Below are 13,708 nucleotides of genomic sequence, written 5' to 3'. Positions count from 1 at the left end.
TCTCCGAATTCGGCATCGAAAGCCTTCAAAACCTCATCGCCATCCATCGCGACGGAAACAAATAGGTCCGTCCGCGTCCCTCACCGGATGGATACGATCTTAGCGGCAACGGCGAACACATCGCGCGTGTCGCCATAGGCTACGATGACGAGACAAACCACACCTACTCGGTCGTTGTGGCACTGTCACCGCTAGCGGGACATGGCGGTTTGCACGATTTCGAGCTTGTTCTCAGCATTGTGGAAACTTACATGGAAGGCGACCATTCGCACAGCTATTGGGATGGAAACGACACGAAGGCGTTCTTGAAGGATGCGCAACAGCGCGCGCTGACCACGACAATCGCCCTGACACTCGTTAAGCACTTAATTGACGTAGTGAACCCAGACGTTGTAAGCATGGTCACGCACACATCAAACTTGCCTGCGCCAGCTTTACGAAAATTCCACCAAATCGCCGTAGTGTTTGCGCAAAATGGTTATGAAGCTGGTGAAGCCGATCCTTGGAATGGTCATCACATTTGGATGATGACACGCGGAACGCAGCTTGCGAACGGACGTTAAGAACGAGTACTCCTGCTACCAGGGGAGAGTGAAATGAACGCACCATTGAAGCGCGACGAACAGATCGAACTCATGAAGAACGCCGCTGAGCGCCATGAGAGGCTTATGCATAAGTGGGTGAAAGACACCACCGTACGCAGCGCGCTTGCACGTCCCGCAAAAGGGCAGAAAGAGCGCAGCGATTACACGCGCAACGATGTCACCATCGCGCGATGCGGCTAAACGCAACCAAATTTCGCGACGAATACGAAACCCCGGATCACCTCCGGGGTTTTTGTTTGCTACAAGTCCTGTAGCCATTCCCCTACGGCTGGGTAGCGCTGGGGTTTCCCCTATGGACAGGTTGAATCCGACCCAGCCTCGTGCAGTGTGGGGGGATGCATGACTGGCTAGCCCCCATAGCGGTCATTACCCTAGCTGTAAGCTTATTGCTTGCCGCCTATTTACTCGCTGGTCTGGCGGGGCTTCTGCCCTAGTCGGTTGCCGGCCTGTCTAGGACAGAATACCTATTTCACTTTGGGTTTGTCAACCGGATAATCGCCCCCATAAAACAGGTTCAAACCGTGAACAAAATCTGGCATGGTGCCGCCATGCCAATCATCTCGCCGATTCTGCAAAACCCGCTTATTGACGGCCGCCAGTCCGAGCGCGCCATGCTGGTGCGGCGCGGCGTGCAGCGGCTTTTGATGGAGATGGGCGCGCACGTGCTGCCCGAACTGTCGCTGGCCACCGGCCGCCGTGCCGACCTCGTCGCGCTGACCCGGCAGGGCGACATCTGGATCATCGAGATCAAGTCCTCGATCGAGGATTTCCGGGTCGACCGCAAATGGCCAGACTACCGGCTGCATTCCGACCGCTTCTTCTTCGCCACCCATCCCGGCGTGCCCTCGGAGATCTTTCCCGAAGAGTGCGGCTTCATCCTCTCCGACGGCTACGGCGCCGAAATCCTGCGCGATGCGCCGGAGCATCGCATGGCGGCGGCAACGCGCAAGGCGCTGATGCTGCGGATCGCGCGGGCCGGTGCCTCGCGGCTGCTGGCGGCCGAGCTTGCCGGTGTGTCGGTGCCGGCGCTGGAGGGGGAGAGCGAGTAGTTCGCAGAACCCAAGAACTGCGGGGCCAGCCCTACTCTTCGCTCTCTTCCACCCCACTCGCCGCCGGCGCCATCAACAACACGGCGGCGCCAAGGAGGGCGGCGATGAAGGAGCCGGCGAGGATGCCGACCTTGACCGCGTCCTGGAGTGCTGCGTCGCTGGCGAAGGCGAGCAGGCCGATGAACAGGCTCATGGTGAAGCCGATGCCGCACAGCAGCGATATCCCGATCAAGTGCGACCAGCCGGCATGGGCCGGCAGGTCGGCGAGGCCGAAGCGGATGGCAAGTGCCGAGGAGCCGAAGACGCCGACCAGCTTGCCGACGACGAGGCCGGCGGCGACACCGAGCGTCAACGGCTCGACCAGCGCGCCAAAGCTCAGGCCGGCGAGTGAAACGCCGGCATTGGCAAAGCCGAAGATCGGGATGACGACAAAGGGCACGATCCTGTGCAGGCCGTGCTCGAGCCGGTGCAGCGGCGAATGGTCGAGATCGTGGCCGATCCCGGCGGAGCGTTCGAGTGGAATGGTCAACGCCAGCGCCACGCCGGCAAGCGTGGCATGGACGCCCGATTTCAGCACCAGCACCCACAGGACGGCGCCGAGCACGAGGTAGGGCACCAGCGTCATCACCCGCATGCGGTTGAGCACGACGAGCACGGCAATGACGGCCAAGGCGGCACCAAGATAAGCCGATGACAGGCCGCTGGTGTAGAAGATGGCGATGATGATGACGGCGCCGAGATCATCGATGATGGCAAGCGCGGTGAGGAACACCTTCAGCGAGGCCGGCACACGGCTGCCGAGCAGCGACAGCACGCCGAGCGCGAAGGCGATGTCGGTGGCGGTCGGGATCGCCCAGCCGGAGAGGGCCGCCGCATTGTTGCGGTTGATCACGACGTAGACGAGTGCTGGAACCACCATACCGCCGGCAGCGGCTATGCCGGGCAGGACGCGGCGCGGCCAGGTCGAGAGCTGGCCGTCCAGCACCTCGCGCTTGATCTCCAGCCCGACGAGCAGGAAGAACACCGCCATCAGCCCGTCATTGACCCAGTGCGAGACGCTGAGCGGGCCGAGATAGGCGTGGAGAGCGGAGAAATAGGTTTCGGAGAGCGGAGAGTTGGCGACGATCAGGGCCAGTGCGGCGGCCGCCATCAGGACGATGCCGCCGGCCGCCTCGCTATCGAGAAATTCGCGGAAGACGGAAACCGGCCGCTGCTTCAAATCCTGCATGTCGCCTCCGTCATGCCGCCTATTGGCCGGCGTCATTCGCGATGATGCGCAAACTCCGGCTGCCGGGCAAGCATCGGACTGTGTCTAACTGCATTCGCCTTGGATCGAATTCGCCCATCCCATTTCCGAACGCTGGCTCCGCCCCTCACCTGCCTGCCGGCATCCTCTCCCCGTATAGTGACGGGGAGAGGGGGCTCTCATCGGCGATTTCGCCAATCACCAGCGTCGCAAGAAGGGGTGCCAAAGTTGCGGCCAACTCCCTTCTCCCCGTCACTATACGGGGAGAAGTGCCCGGCAGGGCGATGAGGGGCGGCGCCGACTTCCGAGGTTAATGGTCCTGATCACGAGTGGAAACTGTTATTGATCCGAAGCCATTTGCCCAGCGTATTGCGGCAATCTCAGCGCGGCGCGCGCTTGGCCAGGATCCGCTGCAAGGTGCGGCGATGCATGTTGAGCCGGCGCGCTGTCTCGGAGACGTTGCGCTCGCACATTTCATAGACGCGCTGGATATGCTCCCAGCGCACGCGGTCGGCCGACATCGGGTTTTCCGGGGGTGCCGCACGCTCGCCGGCCGTGCGGGTGAGTGCGGCGAAGATGTCGTCGGCGTCGGCCGGCTTGGAGAGGTAATCGACGGCGCCGAGCTTCACCGCCGTCACCGCGGTGGCGATGTTGCCGTAGCCGGTCAGGATGATGGTGCGGGAATCGTCGCGCTTCTCGCGGATTGCGGCAACCACGTCGAGACCGTTGCCGTCGCCGAGCCGCATGTCGACCACGGCATAGGCGGGCGGGTTGGCGCGCGCCTTGCCGACCGCCTCCTCGACGCTCTCGGCCGTCTCGACCATGAAGCCCCTGGTTTCCATGGCGCGGGCCAGTCGGGTGAGGAATGGCTTGTCGTCATCGACGATGAGCAGCGAGGTGTCCTCGCCTTCAACCATTGCGCCAATATTTTCGTCGCCTGTCATGGTCTCAAAATTCCTGCTGCCTTAATTTTACGCAGATATAGTTCCTGAGCCTCATTGTCCAATTCTTCGAGCCCTTGCAAGGCACTCAGGCGGTGTCGAACATGCTGGCCGAGGTGATTTCCGGGTTGAGGAACACCCCGCGCGGCCACGATATCTGTACCACGGCGCCCTCGCCCAGGCCGCTCGAATTGCGGAAATCGAGCGTCGCGCCGGAGCGTTCGAGCAGCGTCTTGGCGATGAACAGGCCCAGCCCCAGGCCGCCGCCTGCTTCCGTGCCCTGCCGCGTCGACATATAGGGCTCGCCGATACGGTCGATGATCTCGGCCGGAAAGCCCGGCCCGTCATCGATGATCGAGAAGGCCACAGTGGTGTCGTCCCAGCTCCAGCTCACGGTGACGCTCTTGCGGGCGAAATCGACGGCGTTCTCGACCAGATTGCCGAGGCCGTAGATGACGCCCGGATTGCGGCGCCCGACCGGTTCGGGCCCGATGCGCTCGCCAGGCCGAAGCTTGATCGAGATGCCGAAGTCGCGATGCGGGGCGGTGACCTCCTCGACCAGCGAGGTCAAAGGCAGCCGGGAAAGATGCGCCTCGCCCTCGGACGACAGGCTGGTCAGGCGCTTGAGGATCTCACGGCAGCGCTCGCTCTGCGAGCGCAGCAGCCTGACGTCTTCGCCGTATTTGGGATCGTTGCCAAGCGCCTTTTCCATCTCCTTGACGACAAGGGTAATGGTGGCGAGCGGCGTGCCAAGCTCGTGCGCGGCGGCGGCCGCCAGCCCGTCGAGCGCCGACAGGTGCTGCTCGCGCTGCAGCACCAGTTCGGTGGCGGCAAGCGCATTGGCGAGAAGCCGCGCTTCGGCGGCCACCCGGAAGGCATATATGGCGGTGAAGGCGATCGAGGACAGCACCGCCATCCAGATACCGGCGACATAGATGAACGGCATCTCCAACGGTGCGCCTTCATGCCAGGGCAGCGGCAGATGGACAAAGACCAGCAAGGTGGCCGCCGTCATCACCAGTCCGCCGAGGATCGCAGTCAGGCGCAGGGGCAGCGAGGTGGCCGAAATTACGACGGGTACGGTCATCAGCAGCGAGAACGGGTTGGTGAGGCCGCCGGTCATGTAAAGCAGGCCGGCAAGCTGCAGGCTGTCGAAGATCAGGATGCCAAAGGCCGCGAGCGGGGTGAGGCGATGCGCGGCGGGAAAGCGAAAGGCGAGAAACAGGTTCATCCAGGCCGAACAGGCAATTAGGGCGAAGCAGAGGCTGACCGGTAGCGGAAACTTCAGGCCATAGGCGACGGCGAGCACCGTCACGCTCTGACCGACGATGGCAAGCCAGCGCAGCCTGATCAGCGTGTTGAGGCGCAGCCTCTGGCTCTGCTGGAAATCGGGCGAACGAAAAACGTTGATCATGGTGATGGATTACAGCCGCTGGCCGGTGAACGCTAGTAGCGCTGCATCAAGGCACTCGCGGGTTGGAGGCCTGTTGACCGCCGAGATTTCATGGTTCGTTTCAGTGGACCGTCATAAGCATTCGGGATTGCCCGAAGCTTCTCAACTTCGTCATCCACGGGCGGAGCGGGAGCGAAGCGGACGCGGAGACCCGAGGATCCATGCCGGGATCTTGGCCGGAGGGTGTAGCGGGGCAGAATTCTGCACCGCGGCAGAGCTCGAACGTTCCGGCATGGATCCTCGGGTCTGCGCTGCGTCGCTGCGCTCCTTGCTCCGCCCGTGGATGACGAAGCGATGGGCGTTTGCGCCAATCGCCAAGGCATGCAGTCCGTCGCCGCAAGCGATTCATCAAAAGTGCTGCGTCGAGGACCTACGTCCCGCGCGGCTTGGCGCGGGCCGTGGCGGCTGCGAGCAGCGGATTTTCCGGCCAGACATGCTTGGGATAGCGGCCGCGCATGTCCGCACGCACATCGGCCCAGGAGCCGCGCCAGAAGCCGGGCAGGTCGCGCGTCGTCTGGATCGGCCGGTGCGCCGGCGACAGGAGTTCGAGCGTCAGCGGTACCGTGCCATTGGCGATGGCAGGATGACGGTCGAGGCCGAACAGTTCCTGCACGCGCACCGCCAGCACCGGCCATTCGCCGTCATAGCGGATCGGCACATGGCTGCCCGACGGGGCGTCGAAGTGGGTCGGCGCCAGCGTGTCGATCCTGCGCTGCAAGTCGTGCGGCACGAGTGTCGCCAGCCCGGCCGAAACCACGCCCGGATCGATGGCCGCAAAGGAGGCCGCGCCGGACAGGAACGGCAGCAGCCAGTCGTCAAGGCGCTCGATGAGGGGGGCATCCGCCATGTCCGGCCACGGCGCTCCGAGGCCGCGATGCAACCAGGTGAGTCGCTGGCGCAGCGTTTGCGCCTCCTTGCCCCAGGTTAGCAGCGACAGCCCATGCTCCCGCAATGCGTCGAGAATGGCGCGATCGGCAGCAGCGCCGGTTGGCGGCGGCAGCATGCGCTCGGAAAGCGTGATGGCGCCAAGGCGCACGGTCTCGCGCACACGCACGGCGCGCTTGTCGCGGTCGAAGCTCGTTTGCCTGCCTGTTTCGATCCTGTCGGCAAGTGCTGCGCGGACGTCGTCCTCGCCGATTGCCGCCGCCGCCGTGATGCGTGCATTCTGTGCCTTGCCCTGCAGGTCGGCGACGACCAGAAACGGCTCGCCGGCCAGCGGGTCGGCAGCGTCGAGCATGGCGCCGGAACCGTTGGCCAGCACGAAACGGCCGCGCTCGCCGCGCGCCTTGGCGACGCGATCGGGCCAGGCGTGGATCAGAAGCGCGCCGGCACCACCCTCCCCCTTGTGGGGAGGGTCGGCGAGCGAGCCTTGCGCAGCAAGGCGAGGGAGACGGGGTGGGGGTGCCGCGCTCGGCCCACCCCGCTCCGCTTCGCGGATCGACCCTCCCCAAAAGGGGGAGGGTGAAGACGCCTGTCTCGCCAGCCGTTCGGCAAGCTGGAGCGCGGCCGTGGCGCGCGGCGATCGCTCGGAGCGAAAGCGCATCAGCCGTCGCTCCAGATCGGCACCGTCGCCGCCAAGCCCACGTTCCGTCAGCAGCACGGCAAGCATGGCCGCCTCGTTGGCATGGCCGCTCCTGGCTGCCTCGGCGACCATATGCGCCAGCCGAACCGGCAGAGCGAGCTTGCGCATCGAGACACCCGCCTCCGTCAGGCGCCCGGCCTCGTCGACGGCATCCAGCGCGCGCAACAGCAGCCTTGCCTCGTTGAGCGCCGGAGCGGGCGGCGGATCGAGGAAGGCGAGGCTCATGGGATCGGCGACGCCGAAGGCGGCGCAGTCGAGCAGCAGGCCGGACAGGTCGGCTTCGAGGATTTCCGGTGGCGTGAAGGCGGGGAGCGCCGCCGTCTGCTCGGCCCGCCACAGCCGCATGGCGACGCCCGGCTGCGTGCGCCCGGCACGGCCGGCGCGCTGGTCAGCGGACGCCTTGCTGACACGCACGGTTTCCAGCCGGGTGAGGCCGCTGGCCGGCTCGTAGCGTGGTAGTCGCGACAGGCCGGAATCGATGACGACGCGCACGCCGTCGATGGTGATGGAAGTCTCGGCGATGGAAGTGGCCAGCACCACCTTGCGGCGGCCGGCAGGAGCCGGCTTGATCGCCGCGTCCTGCGCCTTGCCGTCGAGCATGCCGTAGAGCGGCACGATATCGGTGTCGGCGCCGACCTTGCCGGCCAGCCGCTCGGCAGTGCGCTCGATCTCGCGCTGGCCGGGCAGGAAGGCCAGCACGCTGCCGCTCTCGTCGGCAAGCGCTGAGCGTATCGCCTTGGCAATGGCGTCCTCGACGGTGGTGCCGGCCGGACGCTCGTCATAGCGGATATCGACTGGGAAGGCGCGGCCCTCGCTCTCGATCACCGGCGCGCCCGACAGCAGTTTCGCGACGCGGGCGCCGTCGAGCGTCGCCGACATCACCAGCAACCGCAGATCCGGCCGCAGCGCGCCTTGCACGTCGAGCGCCAGTGCCAGGCCGAAATCGCCGTCGAGCGAACGCTCGTGGAATTCGTCGAAGATCACCGCCGAGACGCCGGGCAGTTCGGGATCGTCGAGGATCATGCGCGCCAGCACGCCTTCAGTGACGACCAATATCCTGGTCTTGGCCGAGGTGCGGTTCTCCATGCGCATGGCGTAGCCGACGGTGGCGCCGGGCTCCTCGCCGAGCAATTCGGCCATGCGGCGGGCGGCGGCGCGGGCGGCAAGCCGGCGCGGTTCGAGCAGAACGATCTTGCCGGTCCCCAGCCAGGGCGCATCGAGCAGCGCCAGCGGCACCAGCGTCGTCTTGCCGGCGCCGGGGGGCGCCACCAGCACGGCGCTGTTGCCATGGCCAAGCGCTTCACTCAGCGCCGGCAGCACGGCGGATACGGGAAGCTCCGGCAAGGGTTTTGTCGTCATCGCGTCCGCATATCAGCGGTCACGGTCGCCGTGCAACCGGGACGGGTTCAAAGCCGGGTGCAGGAAAACGGGTTCCAGCGCACCGTGCCGAGCCGCGCTTCCTCGCGAACCATGGTCAGCAGGCCGGAACCGCCGACGACCGCGAGGCCGACCAGCGACAGCCAGTCGGGGTATTCCTGGAAGAACAGTGCACCGAGGATCACCGCCCAGACGATTTGCGAATAATGCGTCGGTGCGATCCGGTTGGCGGGCGCATATTTGACAGCCAATAGCTGCAGCAGCTGCCCGCAAGCGGTGAAGGCACCCGCCATCACCAGCCATACCAACTGCTTGCCGTCCGGAACGGTGAATGAGGTGGCGGCGGCCCCAACGCCATTGAACAACAGGCCGTAGCCAACCAGGACACCCAGCATGGTCGTGCGCTTTTCCTGCTGTGCCAGCGAGCGCATCAGGATGACGCTGGCGGCGGCGAGGAAGGCAACGCCGAAGGCGGCAAGGTGGCCGAGATTGAGCTCGCGAAACCCTGGTCGCACCACCAGCATGACACCGGCAAAACCGGCGACCACCGCCAGCCATCGCCATGGACCGACCTTCTCCTTGAGGACGACGGTGGAGAGGATGGTGACGCAGAGCGGCGCCAGAAAGACCAGCGCATAGACTTCCGCCAGCGGAATGGTGGTGAAGGCGTAGACGCTGAGCACGCCGGACGCGATGCCCGCCCAGGCGCGCGCCTGCACCGCCCAGGGCCGGCTGGTGCGCCAGAAATCACGCCAGCGCTCGCCCACCGGCCGGGTGAAGAAGAGAAAGAAGCCGGCAAACAGCGTCGTGAAAAATCCGATCTCGAAGACCGTGAACTGGCCGCCGAGGCTTTTGACAACGGCATCGCTGCCCGAATAGCTTGCATAGGCGATCAGGGCGAGCAGGATTCCGTTCGTCACGTTTTTTGATTTCCGAGGAGAGAGTGGCTTGAAGATATTGGCGCTCGGTGCGCATCCGGACGACATCGAGATCTTCATGTTCGGTACGATGGCCGCCTATGCCGCGCAAGGCGCAGAACTCACTTTTGCCATAGCCACGGATGGGGCCAAGGGCGGCAAGGGCGATCCCGGCGCGCTTGCCCGGGCGCGGCGCAAGGAGGCGAGCCAAGCGGCAAGCCTGCTTGGTGCTGCGCCGCGCTTTCTCGACTTCCCGGATGGCGCGCTGGTGGCCGATGCGGCGCTGATCGCAGCGCTGAAGGCCCTGATCGGCGAGGTCGGCCCGGACCTGGCGATCACCCATGCGCCGAACGACTATCACGGCGACCACCGCGCACTGTCGGACGGCGTGCGCATCGCGGCTTCGTTCGCGGTGCCGGTGCTGCATGCCGACACGCTCGGCGGCACCGGTTTTTCGCCGACGCACTATGTCGATATTTCCGCGCATGCCGACATCAAGGCCAACGCGATCCGCATGCATCAGTCGCAGGATCCCGAGCGCTTCGTCGACGGCGCGCGAACGCAGAACCTTTTTCGTTCAGGCCAGTGCAACGGCGCGCTGGGTTCATTGGCCGAAGCCTTCCGCTTCGAGCCTGTGTTTCCCTTCGCCGACATCCGCGCGCTGCTGCCGCCGGCACCGGCGATCCGGCCGGTCGTGGTGAGCACCAAACGGATCGACTGAGCGCCGAGACGACCTTCGGGCCTGGCCAGGCCCGGCCTGCACGGCCTCAACCATCCGATCCGCGATCCATGCTTTTCCCAATGTTTTCAGGCATCGCCGCGAGCATGCTGCGGCGCAGCAACGAATTCGCTTGCGTTGTTTAGTAAAAATTGCATCACTAAACAAATTACTAAACATCTGCGACGCTGCCGCGCCGCCATGTTTGGGCCCCTGAGGAGAGGGGTTTGGAGCTCTTGAAACCGTCATCCGGACGCGTTTCGCAAATGGGAGGAAGGCATGAAATCGAGCTTGAAACTGGCGTTGGGACTGGCCTCGGCGATTACAGCGTCGACAGCCGTCTCGAATGTCGCGCACGCTGAAGACCTGACGCTGTGCTGGGCCGCCTGGGACCCGGCGAACGCACTTGTCGAACTGTCCAAGGATTTTACCAAGGAAACCGGCATCGGCATGAAATTCGAGTTCGTGCCGTGGACCAACTATGCCGACCGTTTCCTCAACGAGCTGAACTCGCACGGCAAGCTGTGCGACCTGATCATCGGCGACAGCCAGTGGATCGGCGGCGCCGCCGAGAACGGCCACTACGTCAAGCTGAACGACTTCTTCGACAAGGAGAAGATCAGCATGGACGATTTCGTCCCGGCAACCGTCGTCGGCTATTCGGAATGGCCGAAGAACACGCCGAACTACTGGGCGCTGCCAGCCATGGGCGACGTCGTCGGCTGGACCTACCGAAAGGACTGGTTCTCCAAGCCGGAGCTGCAGAAGGAATTCAAGGAGAAGTACGGCTGGGATCTCGGCCCGCCGACCACCTTCGACCAGTTGAAGCAGATCGCCGAATTCTTCCAGAAGCGGCAGATCGACGGCAAGACCGTCTATGGCGCCTCGATCTATACCGAGCGCGGCTCGGAAGGCATCACCATGGGCGCCATGGACGTGCTCTACAGCTACGGCTTCCAGTACGAGAACCCGAAGAAGCCCTACGAGATGGAAGGCTTCGTCAATTCCGACAAGTCGGTGAAGGGGTTGGAGTTCTACAAGGCGCTCTATGATTGCTGCACCCCTCCGGGCGCCTCGAACAGCTACATGGGCGAAGGCGTCGATGCCTTCAAATCCGGCCAGGTAGCGATGCACATGAACTTTGCCTTCACATGGCCGGGCCTGCAGAAGGACGAAAATGTCGGTGGCGACAAGATCGGTTACTTCGTCAATCCAAAGGGGCCTGACGGCGACCAGTTCGCCCAACTCGGCGGCCAGGGTATCTCGGTGGTGTCCTATTCCGACAAGCAGGAATCGGCGCTGAAATACATCAAGTGGTTCGCCAACAAGGACGTGCAGGCCAAGTGGTGGTCACTCGGCGGCTACTCCTGCCTCAACGCGGTGGTCAAGGACCCGAAGTTCCCGGCCAGCCAGCCCTATGCGCAGACCTTCCTGGACTCGATGGCCATCGTGAAGGACTTCTGGGCGGAGCCGAGCTACGCACCGCTGCTGCAGGCGTCGCAGAAGCGCTTCCATGATTATGTCGTCGCCGGCCAAGGTTCGGCCAAGGATGCCCTCGACGGCCTGGTCAAGGACTGGACGCAAGTCTTCCAGGACGACGGCAAGATGTAATCCGGCTCCTCCCGAGCTAGGCCCAAGCGTCCCGTGCCGCTCTTGGCACGGGACGCAGTTCAGATAAATTCATGACAGAGACGACCCAAGTGACCGAAGCAGGACTGACCATGCTCAATCGGACCGCGGAGAACGTTGCCCGGGCGACCCCGGAACCGTTGGCCCGCAAGGTCCGGGGCATCAGCGACAAGGGCCTCGCCTGGCTGTTCATCTCGCCGACGATCCTGTTGCTGCTCGCCATCAACATCTTCCCGCTGTTCTGGGCGATCTATCTGTCGTTCACCAATTTTCGGGCCAACCGCCCGAACGAGGTGGTGAAGAATCTCGGCTTTGCCAATTACCAGCGCATCCTCGCGGACAAGGACATCTGGATCGCCATGCAGACGACGGCGCATTTCGTGTTCTGGACCATCCTGCTGCAGACGCTGATCGGCTTCACGCTGGCCTGGCTGATCGACAGGAAGTTCCGTGGCCACGCGTTCTGGACGACGCTCATCCTGGTTCCGATGATGCTGTCGCCGGCGGTGGTCGGCAATTTCTGGCGCTTCCTCTACGAGCCGCAGATCGGCCTGTTCGCCTATGCCATTTCCTTCGTCACCGGCATCCCGCCAACGAACATCCAGATGCTCTCCAACGTGTCGCTGGCGCCATGGTCGATCATCATCGTCGATACCTGGATGTGGACGCCCTACGTGATGCTGATCTGCCTCGCCGGGCTGCGCTCGATCCCCGAATACATCTATGAGGCGGCCGAGGTCGACCGCGCCTCCAACTGGCGGCAGTTCTGGTCGATCACGCTGCCGATGGCGCTGCCCTTCATCATGCTGGCGGTACTGTTTCGCGGCATCGAGAACTTCAAGATGTTCGACATGGTCAATCTGCTCACCGGTGGCGGGCCGGGCTCGACCACCGAGGTCGCCTCGATCACGCTCAAACGCCAGGCCTTCGAAAGCTGGCGGACGGGCTATTCCTCGGCCTTCGCCATCATCCTGTTCGTCGCGGTGTTCGGTCTCGCCAACATCTACGTCAAGGCGCTCAACAAGGTGAAGCAGAGATGAGCCTGACCACTGCCCACTCGGTCGTCGCACCCTCGGCAAATTCGAAGCGCATCGCCGGCGCGATCATCATCGCCTACGCGCTGATCTCGATCGTGCCGCTGCTGTGGATCTTCGCCACCAGCTTCAAGACGCCGCCGGATTCGATCGCCTATCCGCCGAAACTGCTGTTCCAGCCGAGCCTCGAGGGCTACTGCAACCTGTTCACGACGCGGACGCGGCAGACGCCGGAATACATCAACTCGCTGGGTCCGGCGACCGACTTCTGCGACGAGACCACGCGCAAGCGCAACATGGTGATCGCCGGCCCGTCCAACTTCCTGCCGCGTTTCGTCAACTCGCTGATCATCGCCTTCGGCTCGACCTTCTGCGCAGTGTTTCTCGGCACGCTGTCGGCCTATGGCTTCTCGCGTTTCAAGGTGCCGCTCGCCGATGACCTCCTGTTCTTCATCCTATCGACGCGCATGATGCCGCCGATCGCCGTGGCCATCCCGATCTACCTGATGTACCGCGAGCTTGGCCTGTCCGACACCGCGCTCGGCATGATCCTGCTCTATACGGCGGTCAATGTCTCACTGGCGGTGTGGCTCCTGAAAGGCTTCATCGACGAGATCCCGCGCGAATACGAGGAAGCGGCGATGATCGACGGCTATACGCGGCTGCAGGCCTTCTGGCGCACCGTGCTGCCGCAAGCGACGACCGGCATTGCCGCCACCGCCATCTTCTGCCTGATCTTCGCCTGGAACGAATATGCGTTCGCTGCCCTTTTGACCTCGGGCACGGCGCAGACCGCCCCGCCCTTCATCCCGACCATCATAGGCGAAGGCGGCCAGGACTGGCCGGCGGTGGCGGCCGGCACGACGATCTTCCTGGTGCCGATCCTGGTCTTCACCATCCTGCTTCGCAAGCAATTGCTGCGCGGCATCACCTTCGGCGCGGTGCGCAAATGACCCTGACCAGCCCTCAGAAACGCAAATCGCGCTGGCCGGTCTGGGCCAGGCGCGGGCTGATGGAAAACATCGCCACGGTGCTGATCGCCCTCGGCTTCCTGATGCTGTTCCAGCCCTTCGCGCTGTCGCTCTACACCTATTCCTTCATCACCATGCTTGCCGGCACCGTGATGTTCATCATCGTCTCGAAGTTTCCGGAATAGC

At 64.0% G+C, this 13,708-nt stretch carries 13 protein-coding genes; 8 read left to right on the top strand and 5 right to left on the bottom strand.

All coding sequences use genetic code 11. From position 1 onward, the window contains the following. Positions 1–251: 251 nt before the first annotated feature. From HNQ71_RS15005 to HNQ71_RS14995, 3 genes are all read left to right on the top strand, one after another. Positions 252–563, top strand: coding sequence for a hypothetical protein (locus HNQ71_RS15005; protein WP_184873289.1), 312 nt, complete (start codon positions 252–254; stop codon positions 561–563). Positions 564–596: 33 nt separating this feature from the next. Further along, the gene (locus tag HNQ71_RS15000; RefSeq protein ID WP_184873288.1) at positions 597–785 is read left to right on the top strand and encodes a hypothetical protein; all 189 of its coding nucleotides are present in this window, start codon (positions 597–599) and stop codon (positions 783–785) included. A gap of 368 nt (positions 786–1,153) precedes the next feature. Beyond that, on the top strand, positions 1,154–1,654 hold the full coding sequence (locus tag HNQ71_RS14995; protein WP_184873363.1) for an MmcB family DNA repair protein: 501 nt from the start codon (positions 1,154–1,156) through the stop codon (positions 1,652–1,654). A gap of 31 nt (positions 1,655–1,685) precedes the next feature. Here the strand turns inward: HNQ71_RS14995 and nhaA are convergent, their stop codons facing one another. The 5 genes from nhaA to HNQ71_RS14970 all read right to left on the bottom strand — a co-directional run bounded on the left by nhaA (position 1,686) and on the right by HNQ71_RS14970 (position 9,173). Continuing rightward, a complete protein-coding gene (gene nhaA, locus HNQ71_RS14990; protein ID WP_184873287.1) occupies positions 1,686–2,882 on the bottom strand; it encodes a Na+/H+ antiporter NhaA in 1,197 nt (398 codons plus the stop codon). Positions 2,883–3,280: 398 nt separating this feature from the next. After that, complete coding sequence (locus HNQ71_RS14985; RefSeq protein WP_184873286.1) at positions 3,281–3,844, bottom strand: ActR/PrrA/RegA family redox response regulator transcription factor; 564 nt, start codon at positions 3,842–3,844, stop codon at positions 3,281–3,283. An 85-nt stretch (positions 3,845–3,929) separates the two neighbouring features. After that, positions 3,930–5,255, bottom strand: coding sequence for an ActS/PrrB/RegB family redox-sensitive histidine kinase (locus tag HNQ71_RS14980; protein ID WP_184873285.1), 1,326 nt, complete (start codon positions 5,253–5,255; stop codon positions 3,930–3,932). 409 nt (positions 5,256–5,664) lie between these two features. Further along, on the bottom strand, positions 5,665–8,235 hold the full coding sequence (gene hrpB / locus HNQ71_RS14975; RefSeq protein ID WP_184873284.1) for an ATP-dependent helicase HrpB: 2,571 nt from the start codon (positions 8,233–8,235) through the stop codon (positions 5,665–5,667). A gap of 47 nt (positions 8,236–8,282) precedes the next feature. Then, a complete protein-coding gene (locus tag HNQ71_RS14970; RefSeq protein WP_184873283.1) occupies positions 8,283–9,173 on the bottom strand; it encodes an EamA family transporter in 891 nt (296 codons plus the stop codon). Between the two features lie 28 nt (positions 9,174–9,201). Here HNQ71_RS14970 and HNQ71_RS14965 point away from each other — a divergent pair, with 28 nt between their 5' ends. From HNQ71_RS14965 to HNQ71_RS14945, 5 genes are all read left to right on the top strand, one after another. Further along, positions 9,202–9,891: a PIG-L deacetylase family protein gene (locus HNQ71_RS14965; protein WP_184873282.1), complete on the top strand. Its 690-nt coding sequence runs from the start codon at positions 9,202–9,204 to the stop codon at positions 9,889–9,891. Between the two features lie 276 nt (positions 9,892–10,167). Beyond that, positions 10,168–11,499, top strand: coding sequence for an ABC transporter substrate-binding protein (locus HNQ71_RS14960; RefSeq protein ID WP_184873281.1), 1,332 nt, complete (start codon positions 10,168–10,170; stop codon positions 11,497–11,499). Between the two features lie 110 nt (positions 11,500–11,609). Beyond that, the gene (locus HNQ71_RS14955; protein WP_184873362.1) at positions 11,610–12,557 is read left to right on the top strand and encodes a carbohydrate ABC transporter permease; all 948 of its coding nucleotides are present in this window, start codon (positions 11,610–11,612) and stop codon (positions 12,555–12,557) included. After that, positions 12,554–13,504 carry a carbohydrate ABC transporter permease gene (locus HNQ71_RS14950; RefSeq protein WP_111544843.1) on the top strand — a complete coding sequence of 317 codons (951 nt, stop codon included), beginning with the start codon at positions 12,554–12,556 and terminating at the stop codon, positions 13,502–13,504. Before HNQ71_RS14955 ends, HNQ71_RS14950 begins: the two co-directional genes overlap by 4 nt. Beyond that, positions 13,501–13,707 carry a hypothetical protein gene (locus tag HNQ71_RS14945; protein ID WP_184873280.1) on the top strand — a complete coding sequence of 69 codons (207 nt, stop codon included), beginning with the start codon at positions 13,501–13,503 and terminating at the stop codon, positions 13,705–13,707. The genes HNQ71_RS14950 and HNQ71_RS14945 overlap by 4 nt, the downstream gene beginning before the upstream one ends. Position 13,708: the final 1 nt, after the last annotated feature.

It is taken from the genome of Mesorhizobium sangaii, assembly GCF_014207355.1.
Lineage (GTDB): Bacteria > Pseudomonadota > Alphaproteobacteria > Rhizobiales > Rhizobiaceae > Mesorhizobium > Mesorhizobium sangaii.
This window is presented reverse-complemented; position numbering and strand designations above follow the sequence as displayed.